Origin of the sequence: Paenibacillus sp. FSL R5-0701, assembly GCF_037973995.1 — a bacterium.
Lineage (GTDB): Bacteria > Bacillota > Bacilli > Paenibacillales > Paenibacillaceae > Paenibacillus.
In genome coordinates this window covers 3,327,469-3,347,347 of the sequence record NZ_CP150230.1, presented here as the reverse complement: position 1 = coordinate 3,347,347, position 19,879 = coordinate 3,327,469, and the positions used below count along the sequence as shown (strand labels likewise).

The window sequence follows — 19,879 nt, the reverse complement described above, 5'->3', positions numbered from 1 at the left end:
GACCTCCTCTGTTTTTATAAACAGGAGGTCTTTTTTCTTTTTCACATTTTATGCGGTGATGTCTTCAATATGGGTACTACAGCGTGGGGATTTAGCAGCATTAACAAACGCCGCAAATAACTTCTGACTGTAGTCATCTACTTTGTAGCTGTACTCTGGATGCCACTGCACAGCCAAAACAAACGAGCGGTTCGGCATGACCGCGGATTCGATAAGTCCATCTTCAGCGACGGCCACGGCCGTTAACTTATCCGATAACATTTTGATTCCCTGATGGTGGTAGCTGTTCACTTTTATCGTATCTGTTTGCAAAATATCGTATAGGATATTATTTTCCTCAATATGTACATCATGTACAAGATTCGTATACGGCGGACTTTGCTTGTGATTAACGATCTTGTTCCCATGAAGTTGAAGGCTAGTCGGAATGTCTTGATATAACGTTCCACCCAACATAACGTTAAATAGTTGTAGTCCACGGCATATGCCAAAGGCAGGCTTATCAAGCTCAATTACCTTTTGTAATAATATCGACTCCATCATATCGCGTTCAATACACAACTCTCCACAGGTAACCTCTGCATGCTCATCATACAGCTCAGGATTGAGATCATGTCCCCCGGTGAACAGGAACCCATCGAACTGATTAGCCAGCGTTGCTATGATCTCGGTATCTGTTGTCAAAGGCAGCATAATTGGAATCCCACCTGCTCCTTCTATGGCGTTCATATAATCTGGAAGCATCCAGTAACTTTTTTTGTCCGTATCATACAAAGGCAGTACACCGATCATGGGCTTTTTCATAGCTTTACCTCCCAGCTTTTCATTCATTTTATCAGATCTCTTCATATATAAATTCACTGAATTATTGCATTATCCTACCTCTATCATCTACGAGAACCCGTTTCATCCAGAATGCTGGAAAACTAAAAAAACAAACAAAGCCGCATAACAGCGACTTTGTTTGTAGTTCATATACCATATATATGCATTCATCCGTTTAGTCTAGACAGCATCTCATCTAAGCTGCTTTTACAGTGGTTGCTTCGTCTGAATTCACTTGGATGGAACGCTGGCATATCAGGGTAACGACAAAAGCCAGCAAGGCAAGCATCACAGCAACTGGAGGAGCCCACTGGACACCACCCATATTAACAGCAATTCCTCCAACGCCGGAGCCTAACGCTATACCCACATTGGCCGCAACAGGCAGGAGTGTAGATGCAAATGCTTTGGACCCCGGCGAGATCGATCCTGACACATCAAACAAATATAACTGGGATGCCGCACTCATGGAGGATGACAGACATCCAATCAGGAACAGGAATGCCAAGCCGATCCACAGATTGGAAACGGCAAAACTCATGCCCAGGAAGAGGATCGCCTGGATGACGAAAAGCCGCTTGAGCTTGGGCAGGAAGTCACCCTTGGCTATTTTGGCACCAATCCAGTTACTCAGGATGCTGCAGGCCCCATAGATCAGGAGTACGGCACTAATCCATTTCACTGGCACACCCATCGTCTCACTGAGGAGTGGCGTAATGTACGTAAAAACGACGAAAATACAGCTGTTTCCAAGTACCGGGATTAGACAGGCCAGCAATATCCTTGGCTTCACAAATAGAGACATCTGATCACTGAACGAACCTGCAACAGTTGTTGTTTGGCGTGGCAGAATACGGAACATGAACATCAACGGCACAACACCTATGCATGCCGTAACAACAAACGTCATGGACCAGCTCAGATGTTGTCCGATAAATGTACCAAGCGGAACACCTAGCACATTTGCGATTGAAAATCCGCCCAAAATCCAGGCGATAGCTTCCCCTCTTCGCTCCCGGTTCACTGCGTCGCTTACAATCGAGATCGAAAGCGATATCGTAAGTCCACAAGCAACGGCTGACACGATGCGAATGGCCATCAACGAAGAGAACGTTGTTGAGAACACGGTCAATAGATTTAATGCCAACACGATTGCAAATCCAATCAATATGGAACTTCTTCTGGATATTTTGGCTAAGAAGGCCACAGCAAATGGTGTACCCACTGCGTATGCAATCGCAAAACCGGAGACAAGCATCCCCGCGGCAGCAAGGGATACTTTCATGTAACTTTCAATTTCCTTTAACACACCTACGATGACATACTCGGTTGTTCCCAGTACAAAACTAACGAGCGTAAGCGTTAAAATAAGTAGGTTCTCTCTATTTCTAGTCATAAATCAATACTCACTAATCCTTTCTATTGTTGCAAGCGCTTCAATTCTTTTGACGATCCGTAATCATGTATTTTCTGCTTTCCCATCCCTTCACTTTCGATATATAGTTACATTTTGGATAGTGAAATTGTACTGTCAGATACGCCATGGCGACAATCAAGGTTGTTGTGGTTTTATTGCAAAACATTATATATGTTGTCATTTCAACACAGACTTTCATTACTAATTCTGAAGGGAAGACATAGATGAATACACACCACGAATTCGGCCAACTGCATCCAAATCGAGATTGCACCATTATTTATGTAGGAAAACTGGCCGACAATCCCCATTGGAGCTTTCCTACTCATAAACATGACGATCTGCATGAAATTATCTACGTAACTGAAGGCAAAGGATTGTTCACCATTGACGGCACCAAACACTGGGCTCAAAAAGGGGACATGCTCATTTATAACAAGGGTACTCTTCACGAGGAGAAGTCCAATCCTGAATTCCCGTTATCCACCTTTTATTGCGGCTTTCGTTTTACAGAAGGCACCCAGACCCTTGAGGATTGGGTCATTCCTCCCTCTAACAATCCGATCATTCGAGCAAACCGATATTCCGATGAGCTCCATTCGTTAATGCAGACTCTCTTCAATGAATTTTCAATCCGGGAACCTGGATACGAGTTGATCTCTGGGCATGTCCTGAAAGCAATACTTCTGATCATCGATCGGCAGTCCCGTCAACAGCTTCCTAGTGGGGAGATCGTTGGGAGTAATACCCTTGCTGAGAGCATTAAAGACTATTTGGATACCAACTATCGGCAAAATATTAAACTCAAAGAATTGGCAGATCAATTTCATATCGATTTTTATTACTTAATTCATATGTACAAAAATCACTATGGTACTTCTCCTTATCATTACCTGATCCAACGAAGAATGGGTGAAGCCACTCGCTTATTAGTCTCAACCAACAAAAAAATATGGGAAATTGCCAAACTGGTTGGGTACGATAACCCCAATTACTTTACGATTCTATTTACCAAAATCGTTGGTGAATCACCACGAAGTTTCCGGAAAAAGAATCAAAAGGATATGTTCGGGGATGAGGTGTCACATTCTTACTAATTTCACCAATCTCTCTAAGCCCAAAAAGGCGCTCCAATTTGGGGAGCGCCTTGGCTATTTACGTTTCCTTATACACTTACATACATCTACTCTAGAGTTTAAACCGGCGAACCAGTTCTTGCATATTCTCAGCTGTTTTGGATAGCTGTGCAGATGATGCCGATATCTCCTGCATCGCCGCCATTTGCTGTTGGGCTGCTGCTGAAGTTGTCTGAGCACTATCAGCCGACACTTTAGAGATGTGACTCATCGCTGCAACTGTAGCCGAGACTTCTTCCGTACTGGCAGACAACTGTTCTGAGACAGCGGAAATATCCTGAATTTGATCCACTATATGCGTTGTATATTGTTCGATGTTCGATATGGTTGCTGAAGCTTCTTGGCTGATCCGCATTCCTTCACCGACTTGATTACGAACTTTATCATTCATAAGAGATGTGGATTTCGCAATCAGATCTAGCATTTTGCCAATAGTAGCGCCAATCTCGTCCGCACTTTGTTTGGATTGCATCGATAATGTGCGAACCTCACCAGCAACGACCGCAAAACCTTTTCCGTGTTCTCCTGCTCTTGATGCTTCAATAGAAGCATTCAGTGATAGTAGGTTGGTTTGCCGAGAGATATCCGCAATCGCTTCATTCATTCGATTGGCTTCAGCGGATAGACTGGACAGCTCATTAATCAATGCCGAGGTTTCTTCAACAGCTCCGAGAATATGTTCCATTTGTTCTCCGACCTGGTTTATCGTTTTCCCACCATTAGCAACAGCGCGCTCCGTCTCTTCAGCCGAATCCACAATCGCACTCGCAGATTCTGCAATTGTACTGATGCCTCTCGCCATCTCTTCTACGGCATTCGCGGTTTGTTCCGAATTCTCCGCCCCAACAATAGCTGATTCAGCAGTCTGGTGCATGGTTTCAGCTACATGTTGAACCGACTGGGTGGTTTGTTCTGTACTTTCCTGAATCATTTGGGAAGAGTGGCTTAACAACGATGACGTCTGATGAAGTTCAGCAACCACCGATTGAAGGGAGATGGTCATTTGGTCAAAATCATTTGCCAATATACCAAATTCGTTTTCGGTTTTCAGATTCACCCGTTCAGACAGATTCCCTTCGCTTACGCTACGGGTGGCCTTTCGCAGTTTTTGCATAGGTACGATAAAAGATCTCAGAATGAAGAAAATAATTACACCGGCAATCAATACAGATATAACAATGACAGTTAGACTCGATACCATAATGGGTTTCGCTGCGGCGATAAAATCTTCATGGCCCATCAAAGCAATGACATTCCAACCCGTCAAAGCGTTAATACCGTTATACACTTCCAGATCATACGCCAGATCCGTTCTAACAAATTGGGAAAATGCCATCGGTTCATCGGAACTTGAAGCCGTATTAGGATGGACTGGAATTCCCTCAATAAGTGCTCCGCCGAGCTCTCCTCCTCCACCTTTTGCAATCGCACCGGACCAAGCCGCAATCGTTCGATTGGAGTCAACCACAATCAGACTCCCATTCCCTCCGACATCCACAAGCGATATTTCATTTGCTAATCGCTCCAGATCAAGTTTAATACTTGCTACACCATGTTCATCTGAAAGAGCTTTTGAAATCTCTACGTAAATCTTCCCGGATGCCGGATCATTCATAATACTCGAAAAATAGAGTGATCCATTGTTACTTATACCATTGGTGTACCATTCTGTGCTGCGTGGATCATATGTTGCATCCTCAATTGCTGGAGAAGATATAACACTGCCTTGGTCGTTGCCTACGGTTATGGCAAGAATATCAGGATATGTATCAGCTAACTGGTCGATTCCTAATTGTACTGCTTCGTTGTTCGCCTGACTGGGATTGGAACCATACATGCTGTCTATGTAACTCAATAATGCTGCTTTTTCCCCCACCAGATTGTTAATATGTTGTCCTGTCATCGTTAATATGGTATTGATGGGTTCTGTCATTTTTTGTTGTACTTGATCTTTGGCACTATGATACGAGAAATATCCGATAAGTGCAGTGGGGATAATAAGTACCGCAAGGAAAGCTGCAATGAGTCGAGTACTCATTAATCGTAAAACGGCTCCTCCTTTCTTATAAAATGACCTTTTTTCACTTTCCTTTTTCAAGTTCAATCTTCCTCTCTTTATTCATTTTTGGTAGAACTAATCGGCCAGTAAACGCAAAAAAACCCATATATATGCACACCCAAAGAAACTTTGAGCATGTATATACATAGGTATTGCCTGAATGAATTCAGTAACAAGCCGTATTTGTTTAGTATTATAACATAAATAAAAAGGGTTTGTTAACTATGATTGGGTCTTTATACCAGACATCTGTTGTTTATAATCCGTAGGACTTAGCCCCGTATACTCTTTGAACACCTTCGAGAAATAGTGCTGGTCGCTAAATGACAACAAATCGGATACTTCCTTAAACTTCATGTCGGGTTGACTTTCCATCAGTCTGCAGGCCTCCTGAATGCGAAGCCGGGTGTAATACTGAACAAACGTAATTTGCGTTGCATTTTTGATCACTCTGCTGACATACGACGGGCTAACGTGAAACTTCATGGCAATGTCGTTGATAGATAATTGAGAGTATTTATTTAGTTTTACGTAATCGTCGATCTGTTCGAACAGAATCGCCTTGCTTTTTCGAACGTGGGATTGCAGCATATCGAAGCACTGTTCCGTCCATTCCGTCAGTTCTCGGCAAAAATCGGCATAGGACTGTGCTTGGGCGAATTGTCTTGACCGAAGCTCCAGACCCAATCTCATGCCCGCCCCTTGTTCCTCGTACAGATGAGCAAACGTGTCTACGATCAATCCGATAAACCGCTCCACCTCGGTCATATGTACATTTTCCTCTGCCCATCGATTCAGCAATTCGGATAACTTAAGAGCAAACCGTTCTTTCTGCCGAGCCTGAATCATCTGTACAAAAGCAGATTCCTGCACCAGATCCAGACAACCTGTCTCGGATCTGGCCATCGACACCGGACTCCCGGTATCCAACACCATTCCTTGTTTCAACCGTTGCTGCTCCGACAAAATGGTCGACACGCGGTGATAGAGCTCAGGCAGATTACCAGACTCAGTGAATAGAAGTTGTCCTCCAATGATCGCATCGATGTCATGCGCAACCAAATGCCGTCGCAACGACTCAAGACATTCATGTACGGAAGAGTACACCTCAAGTGCACTCTTGTTGATAAAAGCAACAAATTGATATGGGGTTTGACTAGTGTATACACGACAAGGATGGAATGCAAAAAAATCCTGCACTATACCCTCAAGTTTCACCTGCACCCATCGTTCATGCCCTGCGGTAAAAGGCTGTTTGCTCATAATGATCATCATCTGGCTGAATAAAGGCGGAAACGCCTCCCCCTGTTTCGGCGTAGTCTCACATTGGGGATGAATGATTTCCTGCAAATCCAGCAGTTCCTTGGACATCTGTTGATCAAGTTGGTCAATTACCCGACCCATGACTTCTTCAAGCGCCTCTCGCTCGACAGGTTTTAACAAATAGTCAAACACTTGCAGGTTCAATGCTTTTCTTGTGTATTCAAAATCGCTATAACCGCTAATCAAGATGACCTTCAGATCCGGGTTGGCAATTTTGGCTTGCTCAATCAGGGACAGCCCATCCATTTTCGGCATTCGTATATCGGTCAACAGCAGATCAATCGGTGACTGCTTGATCGCTGCCAAGGCTTCTTCTCCATTCGTTGCCGTAGCCGCTACACGAATCGGGAAGCTCAGCGTCTCCAAGAGCATTTTAATATTACGTAATATCGGTTTGCTATCCTCAACGATCATAACGTTATACATCGCCTGTCCCTCCTCGCTAGTAAAAATCTCTCGTCAGTGAGCCGATGATTTGAATCGTTGCTCCATGTTGCTCTTCCGCATGATTGTTAAATATATTAATAAAGAGCCGGTTGTTATACATTAGTTTGAGTCGATTGACACTGTTGATAATTCCCATGTTACCAAGGGCTGTCCCACCATCGGCAGTCTGGTTCATTCCAGAACCCGATGCCTGAATATTGGTTAAAATCTCCTGGATCTTATCCGGTGGAAAGCCTTCTCCGTTATCTTTGATCTCCAAAGCCCATAATCCGTTATATTGCTTCACGGTAATCTGGATACGCCAAGGCGGCGTGGTGTTGGCAAAGGCATGTTCAATGCAGTTTTCCACAAACGGCTGAATGACCAACCGCGGCAACCGGATATCGTTCGCCAGCTCGTCAGCACAGATGTCCCACTCCAGATCCTCTTCGTACTTTTGTTGTACAAGGGACAGATAATGTCTCGTATGTTGAAGCTCCTCAGCCAAAGTCACATGCGCGTATGGTGAAGAGACAATATAACGCAGACTGTCCGAAAGATGTTTGCACATATCCGATACAACTTTGGTCTTCCCCTCTTGGGCGGCAATACTGATCAGGTATAAGACATTATGAATAAAATGAGGTGCAATCTGGGCTTGCAGCGCCGAATTACGTGCCTTTACTTCTTCATGAAGCGCCGATTTTTCCCGGTCAATGGATTGCTGCAGCCTCTCCATCAGATCCTGAAAAGCTTCGTTCAGCAATAAAAGATCGTTATTCTTCGGCGTTTCATCCACTTTCAGATTCATATTGCTGTAGTTCATGCGCCAGATCTGACCGCGTAGCTTGCGGATAGGCAGTAGCAGGTTACGTGTCGACAAGAAGATATACACAAATGAAACCAGCATCAGTGCCGTAATTAGCAGAATGGACATCGTCTGAACCGAATGGATCGAGCCTAGAACAGATTTTTTGGGCGTTATGATATACGTGATCCAACCTGTACTGGGTGAAGTGGAATGTGTGATATAATTGTCGTTTTTGTCCACATCCAGTCCCTCGTCTGATGCAGGCTTTGTCCAATTGGTAAATGTCATACCCTCTTCCGAGCCCGTCATCTGCTCGCCTTGTTCATTCAGAATATAGACATCGCCAGCGGTAATGCCCTCCGTTAGGTTCTGTATATAGGCCTGTTCCATCTGGATGCTAAGATAACCGTACACCTTGCCGTTCTGATCATTGATCGTGCGCACAAAGGAGATCGTATCGTCTTGACGCAGCAGCACAAAACCACTTTCTGTCCAATCTCGTCCGATCTGACTACTCTCCATCATGGTATTCAGTATTGCGGGAGGGTTGCCTGAACCCAGATATGTTGTCAGGAGAATCCCGTGATTGTCGTAGATGGACATGTCTTTGATATTCATACTCGGCCCGATGGCCTGAAACATGATATCTTTGATGATCCGAATCTGTTTCAGCCTTTCATAATTACTATGCGCTGAGGAGCTCTTGTCCATGGCTGCAAATATATTTTTGCTGGATAATATTCGCTGTGACATCTGGTTCTGTTGTTCTACGTAGAGATCAACTTGCTCTCTTACCTTCGTAGCTGTAACGAGCGTATCCTGCTCTGTTTTCTGTTTGAGCGGGCGGACAACGATCACATTGACATACACGATAAAACAGCCCAGCACGAACAAAAGTAGAGCCAGAAATGTCAAAAACACCTTTGTTTGCAAACTGAATTGAGTTGCCTTATGTATGAGCTTTGCCATTCTCAGAGTTACCCTCCTGTTCTGACATGATGTGAAATCCCTTAGATTTATGTCCTACTGTATCACGGTACTCCATGAAATGATAGCGATTTCAAGTTCAGGATTTTACACATCAACGTTCAAGCACAGACATGTACCGGGGCGATAAAAGAATCTATAATCGGATTTGTAAACGGATTCATCAAACGTTTTAGAGGGGGATTTGCATTGAAAACAATAAAAAGAAAAAAGGCTGTATCCATTATTCTGGCTAGTCTATTATCGATCTCGTTAACCGCTTGTGGATCAGGAGGTACCGATTCTGGCACAGCTGCTGGTGGGGATAGCAAGAGTGGCAAAGTCACATTGGAGCTGGCCATCTCTAAAAGTTCTCAGGACTCTGCTTTCATCCAGCAGGACATTCTCGATGCATTCGAAAAACAAACGAATATCCGCGTGAATTTGCAGCTGATTCCAGCGGAACAAACAACGACGGTATTGCAAACCAAACTGGCTGTAGATGAAACACCTGACATTATTCAATATAATCTGGCGAGCGCAGTCACGGACCTGAACCTTGAACGTAACTTCGAGATTCTCGATAACGAACCTTGGGCGAGCAGAATCGTGAACAAAGACGTCCTCTCATCTGGTGGTCACCTCTACAGTTTCCATGTTAGCCAAGATACGGGAATGCAAGGGGTCGTGTATAACAAACAAATCTTTGAAGAACTCGGGTTGTCGATTCCAATCAACTACGAAGAATTTCTGGCGCTCTGTGAAAAAATCAAAGCAAGTGGCATTACTCCCGTATTCATGCCTTACAAAGATGCCTGGGCTGCCAACATCTGGCCTGCTGCAGCTTTTGCCGATTTTGTAGCCAAAAATGAACCGACTTTTTTTGATGAGTTGAACAGCAATAAGAAAAAATGGTCTGATATCCCGGAATTCAAAACATTCCTGGAACAACAATATGAAATTTACACCAAAGGTTACACCAACACGGATGTGCTTAGCGACAGCTATGACATGGCCGTAGGTAAATTCCTGAACAAGGAAGTAGCCATGATGTTTATGGGCGATTGGTTAATTGAAGGCGTTGCTGAGCAAGATCCAAATATGGAACTGGGCGTGTTCCCGATTCCATCGTCAGACAATGCCAGTCTGGGTGCAAGTCCACTGGGTGGGCAATTGTTCATTCCGAAGAAATCCAAACATCTGGATGAAGCCAAACAGTTCCTGGATTACATCGCTTCCAAGGATGTCGCACAACAGATCGTGGACTCCAAAGGATACGTATCCAATTTCAGTGACGTTACTACACCGGAACTGCCTGCTTATAAACAGGATATTGTAGACAATTATATTACGCCGAAGAAAACCGTGCTGACAACGGATGCATATATGCTGGTTGATCGCAGCGAACTGTATCGGTTGTTACAGGATCAATTTGCAGGTGGATTGTCACCGGAAGAAGTACTGAAATTCTGGGATGAGAAGTTCAGTCAGCTAATGCAGGATAAAGGTGTAGAAGGTTTCTAAAGAGTGAAATATAAGGCAGCATAACAGGATCGATCGTTATGCTGCCTGGTTATAATGGAGTGTGAGACATGAAAAGGACTAAAAATCTGTACTCGTATTACATGATATTTCCCGCACTGATTATCTACTCCATCTTTTTTGTTGTGCCTGCTCTCGCCGCTTTCTATTATTCATTCACGGATTGGCGGCTGGATCGGCTGGAGCTGAAGTTCATCGGGTGGGATAATTTCAAGAAAATTTTCTCAGACAAAACGCTTATTCTGGCGCTGAAAAACACGGCAATATTTGCAATCGTCACCGTCGTTGGCAAAAATGTCATCGGCCTATTGCTGGCCGTAGGACTTAACATGCGTTTAAGAACGAAGAACCTGCTGCGCGCCATCTTCTACTCCCCTTCCATACTCAGCATTCTTGTGATCAGCATTCTGTTCACTCCCATGTTGCGTACCGAAGGTACAATCAACAATTTGTTGGAATCTGTAGGATTACATTCGTTAAGCCAAGCTTGGCTTACCAACCCATCGATTGTGATCTGGACGATTGCCATCGTCTCGATCTGGCAGAGTGCCGGGTTCCAGATGGCCATCTATCTGGCGGGCCTGCAGTCCATTTCTCAAGAGTATTACGAGGCAGCCAAGATTGATGGCGCAAGTTCGTGGAGAAGTTTTTTCAAAATCACACTACCACTCTTGCTGCCCGCGATTAACATTAACCTGATGCTGACATTGATCGGTGGACTCAAAGTATTCTCCGAAGTATATGTCATGACCGGTGGTGGCCCGGGTAACGCTTCCCAGGTCGTAGGTACGATCATTCTGCGATCTTTCGGCGAAGGCAACTGGGGACTTGGTACGGCGGTCAACACCCTTCTCTTCGTGGTCGTTACCATTATCGCTATACCGCTACTGATCTTCATGCGGCGTAAGGAGGTTACGGAATAACATGGGCTATACACGCAAACTCGCCATCCGCAACTATATCGTGGAAGGTTTCCTGATTCTGGCCTCTCTTATCGTTCTGTTGCCACTTGTCATTCTGATCTTTGGTTCATTCAAAACCAGCGCCGAGGTGCTTAGCTTCTCCCTGAGTTTTCCGGAAACATGGCAGTTCTCGAACTATGTTCGTGTCTTCCAAGAAGGCGGACTGTCGCGAGCGTTCCTCAACAGCATTTTGATTACTGGCGTATCTTCCATCATTAATATCGTCGCTTCTTCGGCAGCGGCATTCATTCTGGCACGTCGGGAAACCAAACTATCCGGCACGATCTACATGTATTTCTTCATGGGACTGATTGCGCCAATGTCGATTATTACAACCATACGGGTTGTACAGGGATTGGGATTCTACGGCAGCATCACAAGTGTTATCCTGATCTACGCTGCGTTAAATACAGCGTTCAGTGTATTCTTGTATAGTGGATTCATCAAAACCATTCCACGAGCACTGGACGAAGTGGCATTTCTGGAAGGGGCAAGTGTGTTCGGGGTGTTCTTCCGCATCGTCACACCGCTCATTCTGCCCGTTAACGCAACGGTAGCCATCATGGTGTTCATGTCCGTCTGGAATGACATCACGATTCCTGTGTACTTCCTGACAGACAGTTCCACATGGACGATGCCACTGTCGATCTACAATTTCTACGGCAAATATAGCCGGGACTGGAACCTGATCTTCGCTAATCTCGTGCTTACTTCCCTGCCTGTATTCATCCTGTATCTATTCGGGCAAAAATATATTGTCAGCGGCCTTACTGCCGGTGCAGTTAAAGGTTAAACCTCATATTCTCACCGTTCTTGAAGGAATGGAATTAGAGAATTCATGACAGACTTAACCCCCACCAGATCTGGCGGGGGTTGTTTTATTTTTAGCGAGAAAATGCATCTACGCCTCTTTATTTTTGAAACAATTGCGGGTAAAGGGCAGCAACACCACCAGCAAGACCCTGTTGTACATTCCGACTGGTATCATCAGCAATAATTTCGTAGAGATCCGCTTCGATGGAATCTATTGCAATTTTGGCAATATCCGTTGGGCTCGTTTTTGGTGCGTCAATACCTGCTGTCATATCCGTATCCATGAACGCGACGTGTAATCCGGCAACGCTAACATTCTTAGGGGCTAATTCGAGACGTAATGCATTCGTAATTCCCCACTGAGCGGATTTTGCAGCTGAATATGCACCTGAGTTACCAAGGCTGAGCCAAGATAGAGCAGACAGGATATTCAGTATCGAACCTCCCCCATTCTTCTCTATTACCGGTGCAAACGCACGAATCATTGAAAGCGTACCGAATACATGTGTATTGAATTCCAAGTGAATATCGTTCAGCTCACCTGTGAGCAGAGAAGCACCCGTAGCGGAACCGGCATTATTAATTAGAAGGGTTACATCACTAGCTACCTCAGCTGCAGCCATGACAGATTGAGGATCCGTAATATCGAGTTGCAGTGGAATAGCCCCCGGCAGATCAATGGATTCAGGGTTTCGCGCGCCAGCATACACTTTGGCTCCTCTCGCCAGCAGTTCAAGAGCAAGTTCCTTGCCCAAGCCTCGATTAGCCCCACTTACAATAGCAACTTGTTTGGAAATATTCATTTATTATTACTCCCTCTCATTGAGAATGTATTCATTTTTGAGCTGTTATGAGAATGATCATTCTCATAACTCCCACTAACAATCTATCACATCGGGAACGATCAGTAAAGAATAACTTTTATGATCCATGTCTTTATACAAAGAAGATGCCCGATAACCTTTAAAAAAAGGCTCCGAGCATCTTTCTTTAGTCCTTCATTGAGAACGGATTTACATATGGATTATGATTTTATGTCATACAGATTCGCAGGTAATGCCTGCACAAACGGTGACCACTCACTCGTTGTGTATAGATGAAGTCTGTGCATGGCCCGTGTGCATGCCGTATACAGAAGCTTGCGATCATATTCCTGGCTGTAAGCGACGGGTGAAGCATCATAGACCAGGACAGCATCGAACTCAACGCCTTTCGCGAGATACACAGGAATAACCATGATTCCTTTTTCGAAAATCTGTGTGTCTTTTGTTATGAGCTGTAACCCTTCGCCGCCTTGACTTTGCAACCTTTCATAGGCGTCACGGCTTTCAGCCGCGGTCTTCGTAATCACAGCGATGGAATCAAACCCCTCAGCCTTAAGCGAGGCGATGTCTGCGAGAATCTGCGCACCACGCATCTTTTCGTCCTTCACTCTTGTTAAAAGAGGCTTCTCATCTCCCCTTTCAAACGGTCTGATCTCTTCCCCCCCTGGTAGCATGCATTTCGTGAATTCAACAATCTCTCTGGTTGAACGATAACTGCGTACCAGCCGGATCAATGTAGTTTCGCCTTCTCCGTAAAGGTGAACCAGTGGCGAGTTGGATGCTGCCAAATCCGTAGCCTGCATAAAAATCGCCTGCCCGAAATCCCCCAGCACCGTCATGCGGGCACGAGGAAACAGTTTCTTGAGATATTCGTATTGAAACGCTGAATAATCCTGGCCTTCATCGACAAAGACATAACGAATCTCTGTGTTCGTCCGGACGCCTTCGATCATCTCTTTTACATATAAATACGGAGTAGCATCTTCATGGAAAAGCTTGTTCTGAAGGATCATGGCCTTGGTCTGTTTACAAATCTCAGGCCAGTGCTGTGGGGGGATTGCCCCATTCGTTTGTTCCCGATAAGCGGCTTCATCTACAAATAGTTGTTCGTATATCCCTTTCACATCCACGAACTGGAATTTCCGCACACTCTTTCTTAACGGTTTAAACATGTCTTTCACCAGTTTCTGACGAAGCAACTCCTCTTCCCGCACTCCAAAGTTAAAGGCACCCTCATCTTGCTCTGCGCTGTTATTACCGTTATCTCGAGCTGCGTATTTTTCCGCCACATCGAACACAGGCTTTTCTTTGTGCAACATGCGGAAAGCTTCCACATACTCATCCGTGTCCAGATAATTCAATTCCTCCTGAACCCAGTCTGCTTCCCGTTCCAGACGTTCCAACGAAACGAGTTCTCTCAGCAACCATTCCTGCAAAAGAAGAATACGGTTAGACAAGGTAAGATTTTGATCCAAACTGTAAAATTGAGTCTTAATTTGGTCCGCAGTGATGAATTCACGTCCCCGAAATTGAATACCGTTAAACCGCATGCCCTCCCGCCCCAGCCACTTACCGTAGTTTTGGAGCACTTGCAGGAATGTCTCGGAAGCTTTGTACTTAATCGCCTCCAGACGAGCTTCATAACCCGGATCTTCTTGGGCTGTCAGCACATATTCAATCTGATCAAAGGCATCCTCTGGTCGTAAGGAGGAATCCAGCCAATAATTCAGATATTCCTGGAAAGTTGTCTGCTGCATGTTCTCTTCGCCAAGTTCCGGAAGCACGGTGGAAATATAACTGGTAAACATCGGATTCGGCGAGAAAAGTACAATTTGATCTGCTTTGACGGTCTGGCGGTGTTTATATAGTAAGTAGGCCACTCGCTGTAACGCAGCGGACGTCTTGCCACTCCCAGCTGCCCCTTGAACGATAAGCATTCGGCTTCGGTCATCACGGATAATGGCGTTTTGTTCCTTCTGGATTGTTGCTACAATGCTCTTCATTTGTGAGTCTGCACCCTTGGCGAGCACTTGCTGCAACAATTCGTCACCAATCGTCTCAGTTGAATCAAACATGCTATGAAGCTGCCCATGTTGAATCTGGAACTGACGCTTGAGCTCCATCTTTCCGTCGATTCGTCCTGAAGGTGTGTCATAACTTGCTGGCCCGGGAGAGTGATCATAGTACAGACTCGCAATTGGCGTACGCCAGTCATAGATTAGAAAGTTCAATCCATCTTCATCCATGAAGGATGATACACCGATGTAGATCTGTTCAGTCCATGTCATGCCTTTTTCCTTATAGTCGAAACGGCCAAAATACGGCGTTGGAAGCAGTCTCTTTGTATTTTTCCATTGTTGTGTTAACAGCTTGTGTCCACGCTCCCTCTCGGCCAACACTCTGGACTGCTGATTAATGGTATAAAATGCATCTTCAAAATCCGTGTACGAACCCGTATTAATTGTCACTTCTTCCCAGAACCGTTTACGAATTTCGGCAGCCTGTTCATGCAGTCCGGCAACCTTCGGTTCTAACTCGTCGAGTCGTGCCTGAAGTTTGTTCCTCACCTGTACTAATCTTTCCTCTTCCAACTTCCATTCGTTTGTTTTATCCATGAATGAGTTCACTCCATTTTCCATTTATTAGGACCAAAAAAAGAGCATTGACAAATCGGAATGTCGGATGTAAAATTAAATTAGGAGAAATAATGATTCACCCTTTATATTCAATAGAAATGTCAATTGCGCTATAGATTATATCATGGCTTTTTTTCACGTTCAATGCTTTTTTTCTGTTCTGTCTGAATTGAAAAATAATTCATATTAACTAGATGTCTCTTGAGCTACACTGGGGGCATCTTTTTTGTGTCCTGGGCATGGTTCATACCCTGAATGCGGTAAGCTATACACCCCTTTATAAATTCGATAAAATGAACGAAACATGAAGCATAAGTTGATGCATTTGGGAGGGATACATAAACATGAATATAGAACCTGTGGAGGACCGTTGTCCTGTTGAGTTTGCAGTCAATATGATTGGTGGGAAATGGAAGCTATTAATTATAAATCGGCTCATCCGCCATTCAACAATTCGATTCAATGAATTGCAGAAAATGCTTGACCCCATTACGCATCGCACGTTAACCAGGCAATTACGAGAACTTGAAGAAGCTGGTTTGATAAACCGTGTTACCCACCCTGTAGTTCCGCCTAAAGTCGAATATTCTCTTACAGAAAAAGGACAAAGCCTGACTTCGATCTTGTTCCAGCTAGGTGATTGGGGATCGAAACATATGTAAAACGCCTTCTCATAGTATCCCAAGGGATACTTTATATCATTAATGTGCGTACTTACGCTCCTATTCTAAATCCGTTATGCTGAGGTCAATGCTGAGTGTTAACTCATCCATTCCAATGACATATTGAAAGGAAGTTATTGACCACTATGACACAGAATGATCGATTTTTAGTATATGGAGCATCGGGCTCTCAAGGCGGCGCTGTCGCTCAAATACTCGTTCAACACGGTTGTGAGGTTCGCACGATTACTCGAAATGAGGCAACAGCCAAAACACTAAAGGAACAAAACATTGAAGCTTTCATCGGGGATCTATCAGATGTGGAACAGCTCCATGCGGCGCATCAAGGTATAAGTAAAGTATTCCTGAACCTCCCGGTGGAGTTCAATCCGGATAAGATCAGACAATATACCAAAAATGCAATTGATGCTGCTATACAGGCAAACGTTAAATTGATTGTAGTTAACACGGGCACCTATGTTCCTGACCCTATCACGCATTCCAAAGGAATTGAATTGAAACGTGAAGTTATCCATGAATTGCAGCAAAGTGGTCTTCCATATATCATTGTGGAACCCATTGTATATTTGGAAAACTTCCTGATTCCTGGAATACTGAACAATGGTGTTTTGGCCTACCCGGTACCAGCAGACAAGCCGATCTCCTGGATTAGCTTAAACGATGCAGCTCAATTCCACTATTATGCCTTGACTCATTCGGAATTGGCAGGAAGTATTATCCCAGCACCCGGATTAGAAGCCCTGACAGGTGCACAATTAGCGGAACAATTCAGTGCTGTATTAGGTGAAAAGATCAGCTTCATGTCTCTACCTTTTGATCATTTTGAAGCAGCGATTCAGCCTTTGTTGGGAAGTGAGACAGCAGCAGGTCTTAAAGGATTGTACCAATGGATTGATGGGCATACAGATCTTCTTCCACGATATGAAGAGTTGGAGGATAACATCAAAGCAAATCTTAAATTAACCAAAATTAGTGATTGGATTCATCAAACAATCATTAAACAATAGTTTTCCTTGGAAATCCCCTCTCGCTGCTATTCATGAACAAGCCCTTTGAATCTCCAACGAGAGAAACGAATTCAGATATTCTGATAGGATTAGGCAAAACTTTGATAGTAATGTGGTACAGGTTGTTCCATTTGTTATGACATAATAATGTGTAAATAGGTCACCTTACAGGTGGCAATAATAAACATTAGAAAGGATTTGAACATAACATGGAATATACGAAACTTGGTAACACAGGCTTGGACGTATCTCGATTTTGCCTCGGATGTATGGGATTTGGGGACGCCAGTAAATGGGTTCATGAATGGGTACTGAATGAAGAAAATTCTCGCCCGGTGATCAAAAAAGCGTTGGATCTAGGCATTAATTTCTTCGATACAGCGAATATATACTCTTTGGGTACAAGTGAGGAATATCTTGGTCGGGCGTTAAAGGATTACGCAAATCGGGATGAAGTTGTCATTGCTACCAAAGTACACGGACAAATGCATCAAGGACCCAACGGTTCTGGCCTTTCCAGAAAAGCCATCCTGAGTGAGATCGATAAAAGCCTGAAACGATTGGAAACGGATTATGTAGATCTTTATATCATTCATCGTTGGGACTACAATACGCCTATTGAAGAAACCATGGAAGCCTTACATGATGTGGTGAAGTCCGGTAAAGTGAGATATATTGGGGCCTCAGCCATGTTCGCTTGGCAGTTCCAAAAAGCATTACATGTAGCAGAGAAACATGGTTGGACCAAGTTTGTCTCCATGCAAAACCACTTGAACCTCATCTACCGTGAAGAGGAACGAGAAATGTTGCCTTTATGCAAGGAAGAGAAGATTGGTGTAACTCCCTACAGTCCTCTTGCTTCAGGCAGATTAACTCGTGACTGGTCCGTATCGACACTCCGATCCGAGACAGACAAAATTCAGAAATCCAAGTACAATGCGACAAGTGATGCGGATCGGCTTGTTGTTGAACGAGTTGCATCCATTGCAGAAAAATACGGTGTCCCTCGCACACACATTGCACTTTCGTGGTTGCTGCAAAAAGACACTGTAGCGGCTCCAATTATCGGTGCCACCAAAATATCGCATCTGGAAGATGCGGTAGGTGCTCTTTCTGTTAAGTTGACCTCAGAAGACGTCTCATTCCTTGAAGAGCCCTATGTACCTCACCCTGTAGTAGGTGCTCAATAATCCCTTTTGCTTAAAATATAGAAGACCTCCTCTTTCCGTATCTGGAAGTTGGGGGTCTTCTTTTTATATCGCGATTTATTTGCGCCAGAATGTTGAACATTCTGCCTTATCCGCTATATTAAACTCAATCATTCTTTCAAGTAACGAAAAATCAATCTCCTGTTTCCACTTCATTCGCACCAACTCTTTGGTGTGATCATACCCCGCCTGAGTGATCTCTTCCGAAAAACGATTAATTCCTGCCTTCTCGGGAGCAACAGCCAAATGTTGCTTGGATACACTAAAGCCAATGATGAAGGTCTCATGGTCGGTAAACATCGGTTGATTCCAGGCTATTTTTTGTTTTAAATTCGGGAATTTTTCAGTGACCCAGTTCAAAACTTCTTCCGTTCGTGCCTGGTGTTCCGGGTTATCGATGCGTGCTATAAATTCTGCAAAGGTCTCCATTGGTTCCCCCTAATATCATGAAATATACTATTTAATTTGCCCCATACATACTCATTCTATCATGAATATCAAATTCAATACCCCTTATCGGTTGTTTTAATGCAAAAAAATTTGTAACAACAAAGTTCTCTTTAATAGGCCGATATCTATGATCATAGAGTAGTCCTTACCCGCAAAGACTTTAGATGTTTTCCTTTATCCAAGAACGCAACTGATCAGCATAGAGAGCGCGTTCATCTGGATCGGACGGAGAACCATTTGACAGATACAGTTGATCATTCACGTATCTAGGGTAAACATGGAGATGATAATGCCATACGTCTTGATTGCCAGCAGGTTCATTATGTTGTCGTGTCGAAATCCCATCACATCCATATGTACTTTTCATTGCAAATGCTATAAGCTGAGCCGCGCGGTGAATTTCAACAGCGTAATCCGCAGGGAGTTCAAAAATATTCTCGAAATGTTCATTCGGAACAATAAGAACATGTCCTTTATTGTTTGGCCACCATTTGCCCGCTATAAATGCGGTTACCTTTTCATTCTGATAGATGATATCCCTTTGTTTTGTTCCCTGATCAGGTCGCTCGATACCCCAAATACGACAAAATGGACATTCATACCCTTCAGGCTGATGTGAAAATGATACCGTCATCTTTCTCCTTACACTCCTTTCATATTTTTCTAACTAGTTACTAGTTATTAGACGCCGTTACCTTCTGTTCGTTGCGATGAGATGGCGGGTTATAGAACGATCAGCAATTAACAAACTGAAAAGCAAAAAGCAGCTGACCTTGGCGGCAGCTGCTTTC

The 19,879-nt window shown here is 44.1% G+C and carries 16 protein-coding genes; 7 read left to right on the top strand and 9 right to left on the bottom strand.

The window, feature by feature from the left end; all coding sequences use genetic code 11:
• Positions 1–48: 48 nt before the first annotated feature.
• Positions 49–804, bottom strand: a complete 756-nt coding sequence (locus MKZ13_RS14855) for a gamma-glutamyl-gamma-aminobutyrate hydrolase family protein (RefSeq protein WP_339185041.1) — start codon at positions 802–804, stop codon at positions 49–51.
• Between the two features lie 217 nt (positions 805–1,021).
• Positions 1,022–2,221: an MFS transporter gene (locus MKZ13_RS14850; protein WP_339185038.1), complete on the bottom strand. Its 1,200-nt coding sequence runs from the start codon at positions 2,219–2,221 to the stop codon at positions 1,022–1,024.
• A 245-nt stretch (positions 2,222–2,466) separates the two neighbouring features.
• On the opposite strand from MKZ13_RS14850, the gene MKZ13_RS14845 reads away from it, so the two are divergent.
• Positions 2,467–3,339 carry an AraC family transcriptional regulator gene (locus tag MKZ13_RS14845; protein WP_339185036.1) on the top strand — a complete coding sequence of 291 codons (873 nt, stop codon included), beginning with the start codon at positions 2,467–2,469 and terminating at the stop codon, positions 3,337–3,339.
• A gap of 91 nt (positions 3,340–3,430) precedes the next feature.
• On the opposite strand, the gene MKZ13_RS14840 is transcribed toward MKZ13_RS14845, so the two are convergent.
• The 3 genes from MKZ13_RS14840 to MKZ13_RS14830 form a co-directional block, all read right to left on the bottom strand.
• Positions 3,431–5,416: a methyl-accepting chemotaxis protein gene (locus tag MKZ13_RS14840; protein WP_339185034.1), complete on the bottom strand. Its 1,986-nt coding sequence runs from the start codon at positions 5,414–5,416 to the stop codon at positions 3,431–3,433.
• A 243-nt stretch (positions 5,417–5,659) separates the two neighbouring features.
• A complete protein-coding gene (locus tag MKZ13_RS14835; protein WP_339185032.1) occupies positions 5,660–7,186 on the bottom strand; it encodes a response regulator in 1,527 nt (508 codons plus the stop codon).
• A 16-nt stretch (positions 7,187–7,202) separates the two neighbouring features.
• The gene (locus tag MKZ13_RS14830; RefSeq protein ID WP_339185030.1) at positions 7,203–8,966 is read right to left on the bottom strand and encodes a histidine kinase; all 1,764 of its coding nucleotides are present in this window, start codon (positions 8,964–8,966) and stop codon (positions 7,203–7,205) included.
• Between the two features lie 207 nt (positions 8,967–9,173).
• Here MKZ13_RS14830 and MKZ13_RS14825 point away from each other — a divergent pair, with 207 nt between their 5' ends.
• From MKZ13_RS14825 to MKZ13_RS14815, 3 genes are all read left to right on the top strand, one after another.
• Entirely contained in the window at positions 9,174–10,487 is a 1,314-nt protein-coding gene (locus MKZ13_RS14825; RefSeq protein ID WP_339185027.1) for an ABC transporter substrate-binding protein, read from the top strand.
• Between the two features lie 68 nt (positions 10,488–10,555).
• Positions 10,556–11,428 carry a sugar ABC transporter permease gene (locus MKZ13_RS14820; RefSeq protein WP_036616033.1) on the top strand — a complete coding sequence of 291 codons (873 nt, stop codon included), beginning with the start codon at positions 10,556–10,558 and terminating at the stop codon, positions 11,426–11,428.
• Between the two features lies 1 nt (position 11,429).
• A complete protein-coding gene (locus MKZ13_RS14815; RefSeq protein ID WP_221819375.1) occupies positions 11,430–12,260 on the top strand; it encodes a carbohydrate ABC transporter permease in 831 nt (276 codons plus the stop codon).
• A gap of 118 nt (positions 12,261–12,378) precedes the next feature.
• On the opposite strand, the gene MKZ13_RS14810 is transcribed toward MKZ13_RS14815, so the two are convergent.
• Both MKZ13_RS14810 and helD read right to left on the bottom strand, forming a co-directional pair.
• Positions 12,379–13,083, bottom strand: a complete 705-nt coding sequence (locus MKZ13_RS14810; RefSeq protein ID WP_221819376.1) for an SDR family oxidoreductase — start codon at positions 13,081–13,083, stop codon at positions 12,379–12,381.
• 221 nt (positions 13,084–13,304) lie between these two features.
• Positions 13,305–15,719 (bottom strand): RNA polymerase recycling motor HelD, encoded by a 2,415-nt coding sequence (gene helD / locus MKZ13_RS14805; protein WP_339185023.1) that lies wholly within the window; start codon positions 15,717–15,719, stop codon positions 13,305–13,307.
• A gap of 365 nt (positions 15,720–16,084) precedes the next feature.
• Between helD and MKZ13_RS14800 the strand changes: the two genes are divergently transcribed.
• The 3 genes from MKZ13_RS14800 (at position 16,085) to MKZ13_RS14790 (ending at position 18,620) form a co-directional block, all read left to right on the top strand.
• Positions 16,085–16,402, top strand: coding sequence for a helix-turn-helix domain-containing protein (locus tag MKZ13_RS14800; protein WP_017688544.1), 318 nt, complete (start codon positions 16,085–16,087; stop codon positions 16,400–16,402).
• A gap of 146 nt (positions 16,403–16,548) precedes the next feature.
• Complete coding sequence (locus MKZ13_RS14795; RefSeq protein ID WP_339185021.1) at positions 16,549–17,430, top strand: NmrA family NAD(P)-binding protein; 882 nt, start codon at positions 16,549–16,551, stop codon at positions 17,428–17,430.
• A gap of 209 nt (positions 17,431–17,639) precedes the next feature.
• On the top strand, positions 17,640–18,620 hold the full coding sequence (locus tag MKZ13_RS14790) for an aldo/keto reductase (RefSeq protein WP_221819379.1): 981 nt from the start codon (positions 17,640–17,642) through the stop codon (positions 18,618–18,620).
• A gap of 75 nt (positions 18,621–18,695) precedes the next feature.
• Here MKZ13_RS14790 and MKZ13_RS14785 read toward each other — a convergent pair whose 3' ends face one another.
• Together MKZ13_RS14785 and MKZ13_RS14780 are read right to left on the bottom strand one after the other, a co-directional pair.
• Positions 18,696–19,067, bottom strand: coding sequence for an iron chaperone (locus MKZ13_RS14785; RefSeq protein WP_047842909.1), 372 nt, complete (start codon positions 19,065–19,067; stop codon positions 18,696–18,698).
• A 181-nt stretch (positions 19,068–19,248) separates the two neighbouring features.
• Positions 19,249–19,722 carry an HIT family protein gene (locus MKZ13_RS14780; RefSeq protein ID WP_339185017.1) on the bottom strand — a complete coding sequence of 158 codons (474 nt, stop codon included), beginning with the start codon at positions 19,720–19,722 and terminating at the stop codon, positions 19,249–19,251.
• Positions 19,723–19,879: the final 157 nt, after the last annotated feature.

What these genes read in the sequence shown, in the direction of transcription:
- MKZ13_RS14855 (WP_339185041.1), bottom strand. Translation starts at nt 804, where the DNA reads ATGAAAAAGCCCATGATCGGTGTACTGCCTTTGTATGATACGGACAAA.
- MKZ13_RS14850 (WP_339185038.1), bottom strand. Translation starts at nt 2,221, where the DNA reads ATGACTAGAAATAGAGAGAACCTACTTATTTTAACGCTTACGCTCGTT.
- MKZ13_RS14845 (WP_339185036.1), top strand. Translation starts at nt 2,467, where the DNA reads ATGAATACACACCACGAATTCGGCCAACTGCATCCAAATCGAGATTGC.
- MKZ13_RS14840 (WP_339185034.1), bottom strand. Translation starts at nt 5,416, where the DNA reads ATGAGTACTCGACTCATTGCAGCTTTCCTTGCGGTACTTATTATCCCC.
- MKZ13_RS14835 (WP_339185032.1), bottom strand. Translation starts at nt 7,186, where the DNA reads ATGTATAACGTTATGATCGTTGAGGATAGCAAACCGATATTACGTAAT.
- MKZ13_RS14830 (WP_339185030.1), bottom strand. Translation starts at nt 8,966, where the DNA reads ATGGCAAAGCTCATACATAAGGCAACTCAATTCAGTTTGCAAACAAAG.
- MKZ13_RS14820 (WP_036616033.1), top strand. Translation starts at nt 10,556, where the DNA reads ATGAAAAGGACTAAAAATCTGTACTCGTATTACATGATATTTCCCGCA.
- MKZ13_RS14815 (WP_221819375.1), top strand. Translation starts at nt 11,430, where the DNA reads ATGGGCTATACACGCAAACTCGCCATCCGCAACTATATCGTGGAAGGT.
- MKZ13_RS14810 (WP_221819376.1), bottom strand. Translation starts at nt 13,083, where the DNA reads ATGAATATTTCCAAACAAGTTGCTATTGTAAGTGGGGCTAATCGAGGC.
- helD (WP_339185023.1), bottom strand. Translation starts at nt 15,719, where the DNA reads ATGGATAAAACAAACGAATGGAAGTTGGAAGAGGAAAGATTAGTACAG.
- MKZ13_RS14800 (WP_017688544.1), top strand. Translation starts at nt 16,085, where the DNA reads ATGAATATAGAACCTGTGGAGGACCGTTGTCCTGTTGAGTTTGCAGTC.
- MKZ13_RS14795 (WP_339185021.1), top strand. Translation starts at nt 16,549, where the DNA reads ATGACACAGAATGATCGATTTTTAGTATATGGAGCATCGGGCTCTCAA.
- MKZ13_RS14790 (WP_221819379.1), top strand. Translation starts at nt 17,640, where the DNA reads ATGGAATATACGAAACTTGGTAACACAGGCTTGGACGTATCTCGATTT.
- MKZ13_RS14785 (WP_047842909.1), bottom strand. Translation starts at nt 19,067, where the DNA reads ATGGAGACCTTTGCAGAATTTATAGCACGCATCGATAACCCGGAACAC.
- MKZ13_RS14780 (WP_339185017.1), bottom strand. Translation starts at nt 19,722, where the DNA reads ATGACGGTATCATTTTCACATCAGCCTGAAGGGTATGAATGTCCATTT.